Origin of the sequence: Streptomyces sp. R302 (assembly GCF_012927245.1) — a bacterium.
Lineage (GTDB): Bacteria > Actinomycetota > Actinomycetes > Streptomycetales > Streptomycetaceae > Streptomyces.
The window spans coordinates 959,917-975,334 of the sequence record NZ_JABBGE010000001.1 but is presented as its reverse complement, the minus strand read 5'-3'; the positions used below and the strand labels follow the sequence as shown (position 1 = coordinate 975,334).

The 15,418-nt window shown below is 74.2% G+C and carries 16 protein-coding genes and 1 riboswitch; of the genes, 8 read left to right on the top strand and 8 right to left on the bottom strand.

All coding sequences use genetic code 11. The annotated features are described in order from the left end of the window. Positions 1-280 precede the first annotated feature (280 nt). From HHL19_RS04500 to HHL19_RS04490, 3 genes are all read right to left on the bottom strand, one after another. Positions 281-676 (bottom strand): DUF3040 domain-containing protein, encoded by a 396-nt coding sequence (locus tag HHL19_RS04500; protein ID WP_169085683.1) that lies wholly within the window; start codon positions 674-676, stop codon positions 281-283. Between the two features lie 273 nt (positions 677-949). Beyond that, complete coding sequence (locus HHL19_RS04495; RefSeq protein WP_169085681.1) at positions 950-1,738, bottom strand: methyltransferase; 789 nt, start codon at positions 1,736-1,738, stop codon at positions 950-952. A gap of 66 nt (positions 1,739-1,804) precedes the next feature. Further along, positions 1,805-2,278: an SAV_6107 family HEPN domain-containing protein gene (locus HHL19_RS04490; RefSeq protein WP_169085679.1), complete on the bottom strand. Its 474-nt coding sequence runs from the start codon at positions 2,276-2,278 to the stop codon at positions 1,805-1,807. Positions 2,279-2,443: 165 nt separating this feature from the next. On the opposite strand from HHL19_RS04490, the gene HHL19_RS04485 reads away from it, so the two are divergent. The 5 genes from HHL19_RS04485 to HHL19_RS04465 all read left to right on the top strand — a co-directional run bounded on the left by HHL19_RS04485 (position 2,444) and on the right by HHL19_RS04465 (position 8,550). Further along, a complete protein-coding gene (locus HHL19_RS04485) occupies positions 2,444-3,322 on the top strand; it encodes an ATP-binding cassette domain-containing protein (protein WP_169085677.1) in 879 nt (292 codons plus the stop codon). Then, positions 3,294-5,438 (top strand): YhgE/Pip domain-containing protein, encoded by a 2,145-nt coding sequence (locus HHL19_RS04480; RefSeq protein WP_169085675.1) that lies wholly within the window; start codon positions 3,294-3,296, stop codon positions 5,436-5,438. Before HHL19_RS04485 ends, HHL19_RS04480 begins: the two co-directional genes overlap by 29 nt. Positions 5,439-5,467: 29 nt before the next feature. Next, positions 5,468-6,079, top strand: coding sequence for a TetR/AcrR family transcriptional regulator (locus tag HHL19_RS04475; protein WP_169085673.1), 612 nt, complete (start codon positions 5,468-5,470; stop codon positions 6,077-6,079). A gap of 385 nt (positions 6,080-6,464) precedes the next feature. Beyond that, positions 6,465-7,103 carry a DUF4126 domain-containing protein gene (locus HHL19_RS04470; protein WP_169085671.1) on the top strand — a complete coding sequence of 213 codons (639 nt, stop codon included), beginning with the start codon at positions 6,465-6,467 and terminating at the stop codon, positions 7,101-7,103. Positions 7,104-7,113: 10 nt separating this feature from the next. Beyond that, positions 7,114-8,550, top strand: a complete 1,437-nt coding sequence (locus tag HHL19_RS04465; RefSeq protein ID WP_206324506.1) for an NAD(P)/FAD-dependent oxidoreductase — start codon at positions 7,114-7,116, stop codon at positions 8,548-8,550. 34 nt (positions 8,551-8,584) lie between these two features. Here the strand turns inward: HHL19_RS04465 and HHL19_RS04460 are convergent, their stop codons facing one another. From HHL19_RS04460 to HHL19_RS04440, 5 genes are all read right to left on the bottom strand, one after another. Further along, entirely contained in the window at positions 8,585-9,400 is an 816-nt protein-coding gene (locus HHL19_RS04460) for a hypothetical protein (RefSeq protein WP_169085669.1), read from the bottom strand. A gap of 54 nt (positions 9,401-9,454) precedes the next feature. Then, the gene (gene metF, locus HHL19_RS04455; RefSeq protein ID WP_043223069.1) at positions 9,455-10,369 is read right to left on the bottom strand and encodes a methylenetetrahydrofolate reductase [NAD(P)H]; all 915 of its coding nucleotides are present in this window, start codon (positions 10,367-10,369) and stop codon (positions 9,455-9,457) included. A 111-nt stretch (positions 10,370-10,480) separates the two neighbouring features. Beyond that, positions 10,481-11,134 carry a thiamine phosphate synthase gene (gene thiE / locus HHL19_RS04450; RefSeq protein WP_169085667.1) on the bottom strand — a complete coding sequence of 218 codons (654 nt, stop codon included), beginning with the start codon at positions 11,132-11,134 and terminating at the stop codon, positions 10,481-10,483. Positions 11,135-11,342: 208 nt separating this feature from the next. Then, entirely contained in the window at positions 11,343-11,708 is a 366-nt protein-coding gene (locus tag HHL19_RS04445) for an Rv2175c family DNA-binding protein (protein ID WP_169085665.1), read from the bottom strand. Positions 11,709-11,777: 69 nt separating this feature from the next. After that, positions 11,778-13,001, bottom strand: coding sequence for an FAD-dependent oxidoreductase (locus tag HHL19_RS04440; protein ID WP_169085663.1), 1,224 nt, complete (start codon positions 12,999-13,001; stop codon positions 11,778-11,780). An 82-nt stretch (positions 13,002-13,083) separates the two neighbouring features. Further along, positions 13,084-13,197: riboswitch (TPP riboswitch) on the top strand. Here HHL19_RS04440 and thiO point away from each other — a divergent pair. From thiO to HHL19_RS04425, 3 genes are all read left to right on the top strand, one after another. After that, a complete protein-coding gene (gene thiO / locus HHL19_RS04435) occupies positions 13,195-14,385 on the top strand; it encodes a glycine oxidase ThiO (protein WP_169085661.1) in 1,191 nt (396 codons plus the stop codon). Its footprint overlaps the riboswitch before it by 3 nt. After that, the gene (gene thiS, locus HHL19_RS04430; protein WP_169085659.1) at positions 14,382-14,582 is read left to right on the top strand and encodes a sulfur carrier protein ThiS; all 201 of its coding nucleotides are present in this window, start codon (positions 14,382-14,384) and stop codon (positions 14,580-14,582) included. The genes thiO and thiS overlap by 4 nt, the downstream gene beginning before the upstream one ends. Before the next feature lie 5 nt (positions 14,583-14,587). After that, entirely contained in the window at positions 14,588-15,382 is a 795-nt protein-coding gene (locus tag HHL19_RS04425) for a thiazole synthase (protein WP_169085657.1), read from the top strand. Positions 15,383-15,418 lie beyond the last annotated feature (36 nt).

Sequence of the window (15,418 nt, the reverse complement as noted above, 5' to 3'; positions counted from 1 at the left end):
CGGGACGGCGCCCCCGGCCGCGCCCAGGCTCCAGCGCCTGAACCCGCACCCGATGTACGGCTCCGTACGGATGCGGGTTCAGGCGCATATGCGGAGGCACCCGCAGAAGGTGCCGTTCCGCCCCAGCGGAACGTATGCCCACAACGGAACGGCCGCCGCGCGGTACGTGCGCCCGCAACGGAGTGGTACCGCCCCGGTTGGAGAAAAAGCTGCGCCCCGCCGGGGCTCGGGGCCGGCGGGGCGCGGGTACGGGGGTGCGGGGTCTCCGCTCAGGGCCGCGTCAGTGGCCGCCGCCCTGCTGCTCGTCACGGCGCCGCTGCCACCGCGCCTCGATCCGGTCCATCATCGAGCGTCGCGCCCGGCCCTGCCGGCCCCGGCCCGCCTGCTGCGCCTGCTCACCCGGCTTCGGCGCCTTGCGCCATCCGGTGACCGCCAGAACCGCGCAGCCCAGCATGACGAGGAATCCCACCACGCTGATCCAGATCTGCTGGGCGACCATTCCGGCCATGAGGAGCGCGATACCCACCAGGAAGCCGGCGACTGCCTGATACACCCGTCGCCGGGTGTACGTGCGCAGCCCGCTTCCCTCGAGCGCTGTCGCGAACTTGGGGTCTTCGGCGTACAGCGCTCGCTCCATCTGCTCGAGCATTCGCTGCTCGTGCTCCGAGAGCGGCACGGAGTCCTCCTAGTCGTCGGTCGCGGGGGCGACCGGTTGCGGCCCTTTCAGGATAGGCAGGGAATCGCCCCCGTGAAACCCGCCCTCAATGCCGATCAACCCATCCGGGCCGCCACGCGGTTCGGTTGGTGAGGCGTTGATTCCCCAGCCGCCCGTCCGTCATGCCGGATGGCTTCCCTCGATCATACGGCGCGAAGCCGCATATGGGGCGGCCTGCGGCCGAGCGGGGCCCACACCTCCGAACGGGTGACGGGGCCCCTGAGTTCCACGCGATCAGGCGGGCTTCTCGGCGAGCACGTGGAGCTGGGTGGCGACGGCGTGGAAGGCGGCCAGCTCGGCCGCCGCGGCCTCCAGCTTCAGCAGCGCCTCGGCGGCACCGGGCTCGGTGTCGACGAGGACGCCGGGGACCAGGTCGGCGAAGATCCGCACACCGTGGACGGCGCTCACGGAGAGGCCGGCCTCCTCGGCCAGGCCGGTGAGCTGCTCGGCGGTGAACCGCCGGGGCACGGGGTCGCCGGCGCCCCAGCGCCCGTCGGGGTCGCCGAGCGCGGTCCGTGCCTCGGTGAAGTGTCCGGCGAGGGCGCGGGCGAGGACCGCGCCGCCGAGCCCGGCGCCGAGGAGGCTGAGCGCCCCGCCGGGACGGAGCGCGGTCGCCGTGTTCCGTACGCCTTCGGCCGGGTCGTCCACGTACTCCAGGACGCCGTGGCAGAGGACCGCGTCGTAGGCGCCGCGCTCGACCACGTCGAAGAGCCCGCGGACGTCGCCCTGGACGCCGGTCACCAGCTCGGCGACCCCGGCCTCGGCGGCGCGGCGCTCCAGCGCGAAGAGCGCGTTGGGGCTGGGGTCGACGACGGTGACGCGGTGGCCGAGGCGGGCCAGCGGCACCGCGAAGTTGCCGGAGCCGCCGCCGGTGTCCAGGACGTCCAGGACGGCCCGTCCGGTGCCGGCGACCCGGCGGTCGAGGGCGTCCTCCAGGACGTCCCGGACGACGGCGGTGCGCAGGGAGGCGCGCGACGGGCGCGACGACGCCTCACGGCCGAAGACAGCGGAAGGGTCCGGCACGGCTCTTGACTCCTCGGTGACGGGGTCGGACCTCCCCACCCTATGGCCTCGGCGTTCCCGCACGGATCAACCGGCGGCGCCGTCCGCCGGGGGCTGTCGGGGCAGCACCGGCTGGAGCACGAGCAGCCGCTCGACCAGGCGCAGGAAGTGGGCGGCGTCCCTGACGAGGTCGTCGGCCTCGCGCGCGCTCGCGGCGGCGGCGACGCCCGCCTCGGCGAGGGCCCGGCGCGGGGCGCCCGCGGCGAAGAGGGCGCTCCATTCGGTGAGCTCGGGGGCGAGCTGCGGCAGCAGCTCCCAGGCGCTCCTTATGGCCTGGCGCCGACGGGTCCGGGGCACGGGGCGGGCGCGGGCGGCGAGGACGGCGGCCGCGGCGCGCAGGGCGGCGAGGTGCGCGGTGGCGTACCTCTCGTGGGGGCGGTCGAGGGCCGCGGCCTCGTCGATTCCGGCGCGGGCCTTGGCGAGCAGGTCGAGGGCGGCGGGCGGGGCCCCGGTCCTGCGGGACACGGGGTGGACGTCGGCTGCTGCGAAAGGACTGGCCATGACGAGCCTCCTGTCGTCGGGTGACGGCCTTGTCGCCGTCTGTGTCCATCGTGCAGGCCCCCACTGACAATCACCCTGACCTGGGGTTTTGCCAGCAGAGCAACTCGCGGGTAACTTTTGGACTGACCAGTCAGTCTAAAAAGTGGGGAAGCGGGGGGTGGATCCATGGGATCCGACGACCTGACCACACGACCGTCTCCGGAGGGGGCCGAGCTCGTCGTCGAGGGGCTCGGGCTCAAGGGCCCCCGCGGCTGGGTCTTCCGGGACGTGTCCTTCCGCGCCGGGGCCGGGTCCCTGGTGGCGCTCGAAGGCCCGTCCGGCACCGGCCGCACCTGCCTGCTGCTCGCGCTCGCCGGCCGGATGAAGACCCAGGAGGGCACCGCCGAGGTCGGCGGGCTGCCGCTGCCGCGCCGGATGGCCGCAGTGCGCCGGATCGCCGCGCTCGGCCAGGTCCCCGGCGTGAGCGAGCTCGACCCGTCGCTCACGGTCGCCGAGCACCTGCGTGAGCGGGCGCTGCTCCAGCACCGGTTCGACGGCTCGGTCCGCGCCCTGCTCCGCCGCCCCGGCACCCGGGCCGCCGAGGCCCGGGCCCGGATCGACGAGGCCCTCGCGGCCGCCGGGCTCGATCTCGCCGCCCTGCCGAAGGGCGACCGGACCTCCGTACGGGACCTGGAGCGCCTGGAGGCGCTGCGGCTGTCCATCGCGCTGGCCCTGATCGGCCGCCCCCGGCTGCTCGGCGTGGACGACACGGACCTGAAGCTGTCGGACGCGGACCGGGCCGAGGCCTGGGCGCTGCTGCGCACGGTGGCCGACGCCGGCACCACCGTCCTCGCCGTCTGCAGCGAGGCCCCGGCCGGCGCCCTGCGGATCACCACGGTCGCGGCGCCCGCCGCGGCGGACCCGGACGCGAAGAGCACGGCCGAGGACGGCGCGGAGGACACCGCCGTCGACACCGCCGGAGACGGTGCCGGCGGCTCCGCCGAAGACGACGACACCACCGAGGAGGGGGCGGACGATGCGCTCGCCGAAACTGGCCGCGCTTGAGCTGAGGCGCTTCGGCAGGGGGAAGCTGCCGCGCGCCGCGCTCGTCGCGGTCCTGCTGCTGCCGCTGCTGTACGGCGCCCTGTACCTGTACTCGTTCTGGGACCCGTACAGCAGGCTCGACCGGCTGCCCGTCGCCCTGGTCAACGAGGACCGGGGCGCCACCGCCGACGGCAAGCGGATCACCGCCGGCGAGGACATCACCGAGGGACTGCTCGACAGCAGGACCTTCGAGTGGCACCGGGTGAGCGACGCCGAGGCGCGCGAGGGCGTCGAGGACGGCCGGTACTACCTGTCCCTGACCGTGCCCGGCGACTTCAGCGAGCGGATCGCGTCGAGCTCCGGGGACTCCCCCGAGACCGGCGCCCTGAAGGTCCGGACGAACGACTCCAACAACTACATCGTCGGCCAGATCTCGCGGACGGTCTTCTCCGAGGTGCGCACCGCCGCCTCCACCAAGTCCTCCCGGACCTTCCTCGACAAGATCTTCATCTCCTTCTCCGACATCCACGAGGCCACCGCCGAGGCCGCCAAGGGCGCCGCCGACCTGAAGAAGGGCGTGGACAAGGCCAAGAAGGGATCCAAGGACCTCTCGGACGGCCTCGCCGACGCCAAGACCGGCAGCGGCGACCTCGCCGCCGGCCTGAAGAAACTGGACAAGGGATCCAAGGACGTCCAGACCGGTACGCGGCAGGTCGCGAACGGCACCCAGGCGCTCGCCGACAAGGTGAACGGCACCGCCGACAAGGTCCGCCCGTACCTGGCGAACAACGGCACGTCCATCCGCGACACCGCCAAGCTGGTCTCCGACTCGGCCACCGCCGCCCGCAACGACCTGGAGGACCTGGTCCGCCGCGCCCCGAAGCTGCGCACCGCCGCCCACAAGGCGGACGAGACGTTCTCCCGGCTGCACCGCGAGTCCTGTGCGAAGCCCGGCACCACCCCGCTGTTCGAACTGCCCGAGGGCGTGACCCTGCCCGAGGGGTTCGCCCTCCCGGACAACAAGGAGTTCTGCGCCGCCCTGAAGGAGGCGTCGACCAACGCCGGGGACGTCGCGACCGTCGCGGACGACGTGCACGAGCTGACCAAGGGCAACAACGGCGACCTGAAGACGCTCGACGAGCGGCTGAAGAAGCTGAAGAAGCAGGCCGACGAGCTGGCCGCCCGCGCCCCGCACCTGGACAAGGACGTCGCGGACGCCATCCGCGAGATCAACGAGCTCAACAAGGGCGCGAAGAAGGTCGCCGACGGCGCCGCGCAGCTGCACACCGGCGTCTCCGGCGCCCGCGCGGGCTCGGTCAGCCTGGACACCGGCGTCGGCAAGCTGAAGAAGGGCGCCGGCGACCTCGACGGCGGCATGTTCAAGCTCGCCGACGGCTCCGGCTCGCTCGCCACCGGCCTCAAGGACGGCGTCGACCAGATCCCGGACTACGACAAGGAGGAGCGCGACCGGCGCACGGAGGTCATGGCCGACCCGGTCAAGCTGGCCTCCCAGTCGCTCCACAAGGCGCCGAACTACGGCACGGGCTTCGCCCCGTACTTCATCCCGCTCTCCCTCTGGGTCGGCGCGATGGTCGCCTACATGATCATCCAGCCGATGAACCGGCGGGCCCTCGCCGCGGGCGCCTCCGCCTGGCGGATCGCGCTGGCCGGCTGGTTCCCGGTGGCGGCGATCGGCGTCCTCCAGGTCGGCGCGCTCCTCTCCGTCCTGCACTGGGGCCTCGGCCTGGAGATGGCCAGGGCGGCCGGCACGATCGGCTTCCTCGCCCTCGTGACCTGCTGCTTCGCCGCGATCATCCAGTGGCTCAACGCCCGCTTCGGCGCGGCCGGAAGGATCCTGGTCCTCGCCCTCCTCATGGTCCAGCTGACCTCGGCGGGCGGCACCTACCCGGTGCAGACCAGTCCGGGCTTCTTCAACGCCGTCCACCCCTTCCTGCCGATGACCCACGTGGTCGAGGCGCTGCGCCGGCTCATCTCCGGCGGCGGGCTCGCCCCCGTCTGGGAGGCCGTCGCCGTCCTCGCCGCCTTCACCCTGGGCGCGCTCGCCCTGACCGCGGTCACCGCGCGCCGCAAGCAGGTGTGGACGCTGGACCGGCTCCACCCCGAGCTGTCGCTGTGACCGGCCCGGCCTCTGTGAGAATCGACCCCATGGACAGCAGCAGCACCCGCCGCCAGGCCACCCGCGCCAAGCTCTACGAGGCGGCCGTCACCCTCATCGCCGAGCAGGGCTTCTCGGCCACGACGGTCGACGAGATCGCCGAGCGGGCCGGGGTGGCCAAGGGCACGGTCTACTACAACTTCAAGAGCAAGACCGAGCTCTTCGAGGAGCTGCTGCGCCACGGCGTCTCCCTCCTCACCGCCTCCCTGCGGACGGCGGCCGAGGAGACGGCGGCGAGCGGCGGCACCCGGGTCGCCGCGCTGGACGCGATGATCCGCGCCGGCCTCGTCTTCATCGACCGCTACCCCGCCTTCACCCAGCTGTACGTGGCCGAGCTCTGGCGTACCAACCGCGCCTGGAACTCCACCCTCCTGGTCGTCCGCCAGGAGGCGGTCGCCGTCGTCGAGGGCGTCCTGCGCGACGGTGTCGAGGCGGGCGAACTCAGCGACGAGATCGACGTCCAGCTCACGGCGGCGGCCCTGGTCGGCATGGTCCTCGTCGCCGCCCTGGACTGGAAGGCCTTCCAGAGCGAGCGCTCCCTGGACGACGTCCACGCGGCGCTGTCCCTGCTGCTGCACGGGCGCGTGGGCGGAGGCCGCTGAATCGGATCCAGGATCCGATATCCAACGTCCGGGATCCGGGACATTGAATCCAATCTCCCGGATCCCGGATCCCGGAGATTGGATCCCGGAGATTGGATCCACGCAACGAAAAGCGCCGGTCCGCGCGAGGCTCGATCCCCCCGAGCCACGCCGGACCGGCGCTTCCTTTCGTCCACCCCCGTGCACGTCCCCCGTACCGGCAGGCGCGCGGCCCCGCTCCGCCGCCCCGTGTCGGCGGTGCGGGAGCCGCGCCCCTTCCGTGGGCTCCACTCTCTCCTCCGGGCGGCTCCCGTCCCATCCGCGCGGGTACTCATCTCGGCACCTAGGTACGGATACTCAGTCGCCGCCCGTGACGGACGGGCGCGGCCTCGTTACGATCATGAGCATGTCCGTACTCCCCCTGGTCTTCACGAGCGGCTGGGCGAGCGGGATCAACGCCTACGCGGTGGTCCTGCTGCTCGGTGTCTTCGGCGCGACGGGGCTCACCGACGAGGTGCCCGAGGCGCTGCAGCGCACGGACGTCCTGATCGCGGCCGGCGTGCTGTTCCTCATCGAGGCGGTCGCGGACAAGGTGCCGTACGTGGACAACGTGTGGGATTCGGTCCACACGGTGGTCCGGCCGGTCGCGGGTGCCGTGGTGGCCGCCCTGCTGGCCGGTGAGAGCGGCTCGCTGCCGGAGCTGGCGGCGGGGGCGATCGGCGGGTCGACGGCGCTGATGAGTCATCTGGTCAAGGCGGGGACGCGGATGGCGGTGAACACCTCCCCGGAGCCGTTCTCCAACATCGCGATCAGCACGGGCGAGGACCTCGCGGTCGCCGGCGTCATCACCTTCGCGATATTCCATCCGGTGGCGGCGGCGGTGATCGCCGCCGTGCTGCTGGCGCTCGGCGTCTGGCTGCTGGTCTTCCTGGCGTCCCGGATCCGGCGGTTCCTGCGCCGCCGGGCGCAGCGCCGCGAGGAGCACAGGCTGGCGGCGGCGGAGGGCGGCCCACCTGCGGACCGGTCTGTCGGCGGGGGCCGATAGGGTCCCTGACATGGGACGGATTGTGGTGATCGGCGCGGGTCTCGGCGCCATGGCGGCGGCGGCCCGGCTCGCGGTCGCCGGACACGCGGTGACGGTGTACGAGCGGACGTCGACGTACGGCGGGGCGGTGGGCCGCTTCGAGCGCGACGGCTTCGCGTTCGACACCGGCCCCGGGCTTCTGCACCTGCCGGCGGTCTACCGCGATCTCTTCGTGAAGACGGGGAAGCGGCCGCTGGAGGAGTGCGTCGGGCTGAGCCAGGTCGATCCGGCCGCCCGGCACGTCTTCGCCGACGGCACGCGCGTGGACCTGCCGAACGCCTCCCGGGCCGGCACGGTCGCCGCCCTGGACGCGGCGCTCGGCGCGGGCGCGGGCGAGCGCTGGGGGGATTTCCTGGTGCGGGCCCGCGAGGCGTGGGACCGGACCCGCCGTCCGCTCCTGGAGGAGCCGCAGCCCGCCGATCCGAAGGCGCTCGCCCGGGAGCCGTACCCGGCGCTCAAGGCCGGGCTGCTGCGCCGTCCGACGCGGACGCTGGCCCAGGTCGGCGAGCGGGAGCTGCGCAACCCCCGGCTGGTCGCGCTCCTGGACTCGTACGCGGAGGCGTACGGCTTCCCGGCGGCGACCGCCCCGGCGTCCGCCGCCGTCCTGCCGTACATGGAGCAGACCTTCGGCAGCTGGTACGTGGCGGGCGGGATCCGGGCGCTCGCGGACGCGGTGTACGAGCGCTGCCGGGAGCGGCGGGTGGAGTTCGTCTTCGACGCGCGCGTGGAGGAGGTCCTGGAGAAGGACGGGCGGGCGGTGGGTGTCCGGCTGTCCGGTGGCGAGACCGTCGAGGCCGACCACGTGGTCTCCGGGGCCCCGGTGCCGGCGCTCCCCCTCGATCAGGTGCCGCCGCGCCGGCAGGGGATCGGGACGAGCCGGGTGACGGTCTGTCTGGCCCTGCGCGGCTCCCGGGAGGCGGGGGCGGTCCACCGGACCGTCGTGCACGCGGAGGGCGGGCGTCCGACCGTGACCGTGCTGCGGCCAGACGACCCGGCGCTGCGTCCGGACGGCGCCTACGAGTCGGTGACGGTCACGGCGACCGTGCGGACCTCCCCCGGGCAGGACGGGGAGCCCTTCGCCGACCGGATGGCCGGGACGGCTCTTCCTGACCGGATGGTCGAGGCGGCCGAGCGGGCGGTGCCGGGGCTCGCGGAGCGGCTGCTGTGGCAGCACGTCCGCACGCCGGAGGACGTCCGGGCCGCCACCGGTGCCGCCGAGGTCCCGGGCCCGGCGCTGGCGGACGCCAGCGGGGCCTGGCTGCCGGCGGCGAACCTCTCCCCCGTCCCGGGCCTGTACCTCGCGGGCGGCTGGTCGCACCCGGGGGGCGGGCTCGCCCACGCGGGCATGTCGGGCGCGCTGGTGGCCGGGCTGATCGTGGAGGGCGCGGAGTTCCGCGGCTCCCAGTGAGCCGCCGCCCCCGCTCCCGCCCCTCCCCGTCCGCTCAGTAGCGGTACGGGGACTGCTCGTCCTGCGGCTGTGGCTCGTAGCCGTACTGCCCCGGCGCGTAGGCCTGGGGCTGCGGCTGGTCCGTGTCGCGCTGCTGCGGGACCCAGACGCCGCCGGGCGGCGTGTCGTAGGCGTACGAGGGGGCGTAGGGGTCGCCGTAGTACTGGGTGTACTGCTGGCCGTCGGTGCCGGGGCCGATGTACGGGTCGGAGTAGGCGGCGTACTGCTGCGGGGCGCCGGCGGTGCCGTAGTCGTAGGCGGGCTGCTGCTGCTCGTAGCCGGCGGCGTAGGGGTCGTACGCGTAGCCGGTGGTGTCGTACCCGGGCTGCTGCTCGTAGCCGGTCGGCTGCGGGTCGTAGACGCCGTACTGGCCGGTGTCCTCGGGCAGGGGCTGCGGTTCGTGGACGTGGGCGGGGTCGTCGGCCGCGAGCGGTCCCTCGGCGTCGGGGCCGGGGGCGTGGGCCGCGTCGGGGTCGTCGTAGGAGAGGCCGGTGACCTCCAGGGTGGGGCCGGCCTCGGGGGCCGGGCCCGCCTTGCGGCGGCGGCTGGCGCCGGGGTTGCCGCCGACCGCCCAGCCGGTGGAGAAGCCGCGGCGGAAGGAGAGGGTCACGAAGGTCTGGCCGACGGCGAAGGCGACCGCGCCGGCGATGATGACCGCCACGGAGGGCAGCAGCACGCCGACGACGACGCCGAGGAAGCCGGAGAAGGCGAGGAGCCGCCATCGCAGCCGCGCCTTGTACTGGAGGAGCACCTCGCCGAGCAGCCAGAGCGCCACCAGGCCGAACGCGATGTAGAGGACCGTCCACCCCATGCCCCGCCGCCCCTCTCTACGGCCTCCGCCGCGGGTCGGGGCGGGTACGACCGGTCAGGACTGCTGGTGCAGTCCGAGATTCTCGTAGATCTCGAGCGTCGCGGTGGAGCTGTTGAGCGTGATGAAGTGCAGTCCGGGGACACCCTCGGCCAGCAGGCGCGCGCAGAACTCCGTCGCGAACTCGATACCGATGGAGCGTACAGCGGCGGGGTCGTCCTTGACCGCGAGGATCCGTTCTTTCACATCCGCGGGGAAGGCGGCGTTGCTGAGCTGGGGCAGCCGGTCGAGCGTCTTCACGTTCACGACGGGCATGACCTCGGGGATGATCGGGGTCTCGCAGCCGGCCTTCTCGACGCTGTCGCGCAGCCGCAGGTAGTTCTCGGGGTCGAAGAACATCTGGGTGACCGCGTAGTCGGCGCCGGCCCGGCACTTGTCGACGAAGTGGCGGATGTCGGTGTCCCAGTCCGCGGACCGGGGGTGCATCTCGGGGAAGGCGGCGACGCCGACGCAGAAGTCGCCGGACTCCTTGATGAGCCGGACGAGGTCGGCGGCGTACCGGACGCCCTCGGGGTGCTCGACCCAGTCGCCCAGCGGGTCGCCGGGCGGGTCGCCGCGGAGCGCCAGCATGTTGCGGATGCCGGCGTCGGCGTACTGCCCGAGGACGTTGCGCAGCTCGGCGACGGAGTGGTCGACGGCGGTGAGGTGGGCGACCGGGGTGAGGGTGGTGTCCGAGGCGATCTTCTGGGTGGCCTTGACGGTGCCGCCGCGGGTGGAGCCGCCGGCGCCGTAGGTCACGGAGACGAAGCTGGGGCCGACGGCCTCGACGCGGCGCATGGCGTTCCAGAGGACCTGCTCGCCCTTGGCCGTCCGGGGCGCGTAGAACTCGAAGGAGTACGACGTCCCGGCGGCGAGGATCTCGCGGACCGTGCGGGCGCGGTCCGTACGGACGGAAGCGGTTCCAAGGGCCATACGGGCAGGTTAGACGGGGTCCAGGTGAGCGCGGAAACCGCGTCCGAGGAATGGACACCGTTTCGGACAGCGGTACGAGGCCCGCCGCGGCGGGCTGTCGGAACGTCCGGGTCAGGCGCCGGCCCGCTCCCGGACGCGCTTGGCGAGGGAGGCCGCGGCGGCGGCCGGGTCGTCGGCCTCGGTGAGCGCGCGGACCACGACGATGCGGCGGGCGCCGGCGTCGAGGACCTGGTCGAGGTTGGTCTCGTCGATGCCGCCGATGGCGAACCAGGGGCGGTCCTGGGCGAGCCCGGCGGCGTACCGCACCAGGTCGAGGCCGGGGGCGTACCGCCCGGGCTTGGTGGGGGTGGGCCAGCAGGGGCCGGTGCAGAAGTAGTCGACGCCGGGTTCGGCGGCGGCCGCGGCGACCTCCGATTCGGCGTGGCAGGAGCGGCCGATCAGCACCTGGTCGCCGAGGATGGCGCGGGCGGCGGGCACGGGCAGGTCGCCCTGGCCGAGGTGGAGGACGTCGGAGCCGATGGCGTGGGCGACGTCGGCCCGGTCGTTCACGGCGAGGAGCTTGCCGTGGCGGCGGCAGGCGTCGGCGAGGACGGCGAGGTGCTCCAGCTCCTCGCCGGCCTCCATGCCCTTGTCGCGGAGCTGCACGATGTCGACGCCGGAGGAGAGCACGGCGTCGAGGAAGGCGGGCAGGTCTCCCTGGCGCTTCCGGGCGTCGGTGCACAGGTAGAGCCGGGCGTCGGCGAGCCGCTCACGAGGCGTGGGCATGGTGGTTCCCCCCGTCGGGTGGTGCCGGTGCCGCGGCGTGGGGCCGTGGCACCGGCGGTGGTGGTTCGGTGTCCGGAGGCGGTGTCCCGGGCCCCGGGGTGTCTCGGACCCGGTGTCCCGGGCCCCGGGGTGTCTGGGACCCGGCGTTCCTGACGCCGGTGTCCCGGGCCCCGGAGTCACGGACTCGGGCGTCTCGGACTTCGGTGGGTCAGACGGCGAGCGCCTGGGCGCGGCGCTTCACCTCCGTGCCGCGATTTTCGCCGAGGGCCTGCGCGGGGGTGCCGGGCAGGGTCGGGTCCGCGGTGAAGAGCCACTCCAGCATCTCCTCGTCGGAGAAGCCGTCGTCCCGCAGGAGCGTCAGGGTGCCGGCGAGGCCCTTGACGACCTTGTCGCCCTGGATGAAGGCGGCGGGCACCTGGAGCGCGTTGTTCTCTCCGCGGCGCACGGCGATCAGCTGGCCCTCCTTCACCAGCTGCCGCACCCGCGTCACCTCGACGTCGAGCATCTCCGCGATGTCGGGGAGGTAGAGCCAGGCGGGGACGAGAGCATCGATGTTTGCGTCAATCTCGGTCACGGGACAAGCCTGCCATCCGGGACCGACAGTCGGTAGTCGGGCCCTCCCCGGCCGCCGCCGTCCGGGTTGTCAGCGGACGGCGGACTTCAGCGGCACGGTCGGGTCGGCGGCCCGTTCGGGGTCGACGGGGGTGCCGGCCTCGATGAGCTTGCGGCCCTGGGCGAGGTCGCGGGGGCGGCCGACGGCGAGGAGGGCGACCGGCACGCCGTCGCGCAGCCAGAGCACCGTCCAGGAGGCGCCGGAGGCGTCCCCGCGCCGCACGAGGGTGTCGGCGCCGGCGTGGTGGCCGGCGTACTGGACGAAGCGGCCGAACTGCTCGGACCAGAAGTACGGGACGGGGTCGTACGGCTCCGGGGCGGCGCCGTCGGCTCCGGTGAGGTCGGCGGCGACGGTGCGGGGGCCCTGGAGGGCGTTGTCCCAGTGGTGGACGAGGAGCCGCTCGCCGTAGCGGGCGGAGGGGAAGGAGGCGCAGTCGCCGACCGCGTACACGTCGGGCAGGGAGGTGCGCAGCCGTTCGTCGGCGGTGACGGCGCCGCCGGCGTCGAGGGCGATGCCGGAGCCCGCGAGCCAGTCGGTGGCGGGGCGGGCGCCGATGCCGACGACGACGGCGTCGGCGGGGAGTTCGCGGCCGTCGGCGAGGACGACGGTGCCGGGGCGGACGGTGGCCACGCGCGCGTGGGTGAGGAGTTCGGCGCCGCTCTCGGCGTACCAGCCGGCCATGGCGGTGGTGACCTCGTCGGGCAGGGCGCCGGCGAGCGGGAGGGGGGCGGCCTCGACGACGGTGACGGCGCAGCCGGCCTCGCGGGCGGCGGTGGCGAACTCGGCGCCGATCCAGCCGGCGCCGACCATGACCACGGAGCCGCGGGCGGCGAGGACGGGGCCGAGCCGGACGGCGTCGTCGAGGGTGCGCAGCAGGTGGACGCCGGGGACTCCCTCGGCGCCGGGGAGGGTGAGCGGCTGGGCGCCGGTGGCGAGGACGAGGGCGTCGTACGGGACGGGTCCGGCCTCGGTGTCGAGTGCGCGGTCGGCGGGGCGCAGGCCGGTGACGTCGAGGCCGAGGCGGAGGTCGACGCCGAGTGACTCGAAGTCGACGTCGAAGGCGGAGTGCTCGGCCTTTCCGAGGAGGACCGCCTTGGAGAGCGGGGGCCGGTCGTAGGGCTGGTGGGGTTCGGCGCCGATGAGGGTGACGGGGCCCTCGAAGCCCTGTTCGCGCAGGGCGACGGCGGTCTGTACGCCCGCCATGCCCGCGCCGACGATCACCACGTGCCGCTGGGTCTGCTTCTGCTCGCTCACCCGCCCACCATACGCATCTGACGGTCCGTCAGATAGGAGGCCCTCTGTGGAGCCCCGCCGACGGGGGCTAGGGTGGCGGGCACACACCACTCGCGGGAGCCCGGACGCACCGGGCTGAGAGGGAGGCTGACCGGCCTCCGACCGTACGAACCTGATCCGGGTCATGCCGGCGAAGGGAGGGGCGGGAACGCCCATGCGTTCTTCCGAAGGAACCGAAAAGAATCAGGTCGCCGACGTCCTCGTGATCGGCGGCGGCGTCATCGGCCTCGTCACCGCCTGGCGGGCGGCCCTGCGCGGGCTGACCGTCGCGGTCGTCGACCCCGAACCGGGCGGCGGCGCCGCGCGGGTCGCGGCCGGCATGCTCGCCGCCGTCACCGAACTGCACTACGGCGAGGAGACCCTCCTCGGGCTCAACCTCTCCTCCGCCGCGCGCTACCCGGCCTTCGTCGCCGAGCTGGAAGAGGCCACCGGCCTCGACGTCGGCTACCGCGCCTGCGGCACCCTCGCCGTCGCGCTCGACGCCGACGACCGCGCCCACCTGCGCGAACTCCACGCCCTCCAGACCCGCTGCGGACTCGCCTCCGAATGGCTCAGCGGCCGCGAGTGCCGCCGCCTCGAACCCATGCTGGCGCCCGGGGTGCGCGGCGGGCTCCGGGTGGACGGCGACCACCAGGTCGACCCGCGCCGCCTGGCCGCCGCGCTGCTCACCGCCTGCGAGCGGGCCGGGGTGGTCTTCCACCGGACGCTCGCCGAGCGGCTCACGGTGGCGGGCGACCGGGCGACCGGAGTCGTCCTGCGCGACGGCACGGCCCTGACCGCCGGCCGGACCGTCCTCGCCGCCGGCAGCCTCAGCGGCCGGCTCGCGGGCGTGCCGCCGTCGGTCCTGCCGCCGGTCCGCCCGGTGAAGGGCCAGGTCCTGCGGCTGCGGATCCCCGCCCCGTACGCCCCCTTCCTCTCCCGCACCGTGCGGGCGGTGGTCCGCGGCAGCCACGTCTACCTGGTGCCGCGCGAGAACGGCGAGCTGGTCGTCGGCGCCACCAGCGAGGAGCTGGGCTGGGACACCACGGTGACCGCGGGCGGGGTGTACGAGCTGCTCCGCGACGCCCACGAGCTGGTCCCCGGCCTCACCGAGCTGCCGCTCACCGAGACCCTCGCCGGACTGCGCCCCGGCTCCCCCGACAACGCCCCGATGCTCGGCCCGAGCGCCCTGCCGGGCCTCGACCTGGCCACCGGCCACTACCGCAACGGGATCCTCCTCACCCCCGTCACCGGCGACGTCATGGCGGAGGTGCTCACCACCGGCGTCCTGCCCGACGAGGCGCGCCCCTTCTCCCCCCGCCGCTTCCCCACCGCTCTCTCCGCACGTCAGGAGCAGCCCGCATGAACGTGTCCGTGAACGGCGAGCCCCGCGTGCTCGCCGCCCCCGTCTCCCTGGAGGCCCTGGTCACCGGCCTCACCACCGCCCCGTCCGGGGTCGCCGCCGCCGTCAACGAGACGGTGGTGCCGCGCGGCGAGTGGGCGGCGACGCTGCTCGCCGACGGCGACCGGGTCGAGGTCCTCACCGCGGTGCAGGGGGGCTGAGCGCGATGTCCGACGACGTGTTCGCCCTCGGCGGTACGGAGTTCTCCTCCCGGCTCATCATGGGCACCGGCGGCGCCCCCAGCCTGGACGTCCTCGAACGCTCCCTGGTGGCGAGCGGCACCGAGCTCACCACGGTCGCCATGCGCCGCCTCGACCCCACCGTGCAGGGCTCGGTCCTCTCCGTCCTCGACCGGCTCGGCATCCGCGTGCTGCCGAACACGGCGGGCTGCTACACGGCCGGCGAGGCCGTCCTCACGGCCCGGCTGGCCCGGGAGGCGCTCGGCACGGACTGGATCAAGCTGGAGGTGGTCGCCGACGAGCGGACCCTCCTCCCCGACGGCGTGGAGCTCCTCGACGCCGCCGAGACCCTGGTGGACGACGGCTTCACCGTCCTCCCGTACACCAACGACGACCCGGTCCTGGCCCGGAAGCTGGAGGACGTGGGCTGCGCGGCGATCATGCCGCTCGGCTCCCCCATCGGCTCCGGCCTCGGCATCCGCAACCCGCACAACTTCGAGCTGATCGTGGAGCGGGCCGGGGTGCCGGTGATCCTCGACGCCGGCGCGGGCACCGCGTCGGACGCGGCGCTCGCGATGGAGCTGGGGTGCGCGGCGGTGATGCTCGCCTCGGCGGTGACCCGGGCGCAGGAGCCGGTCCTGATGGCCTCGGCGATGCGCCACGCGGTCGAGGCGGGCCGCCTCGCGCACCGCGCGGGCCGCATCCCCCGCCGCCGCTTCGCGGAGGCCTCCTCCCCGGCGGAGGGCCTGGCCCGCCTCGACCCGGAACGCCCCGCGTTCTGACCCGCCCCGGGGCGGGGTAGGTCACAAGCCTGCTGC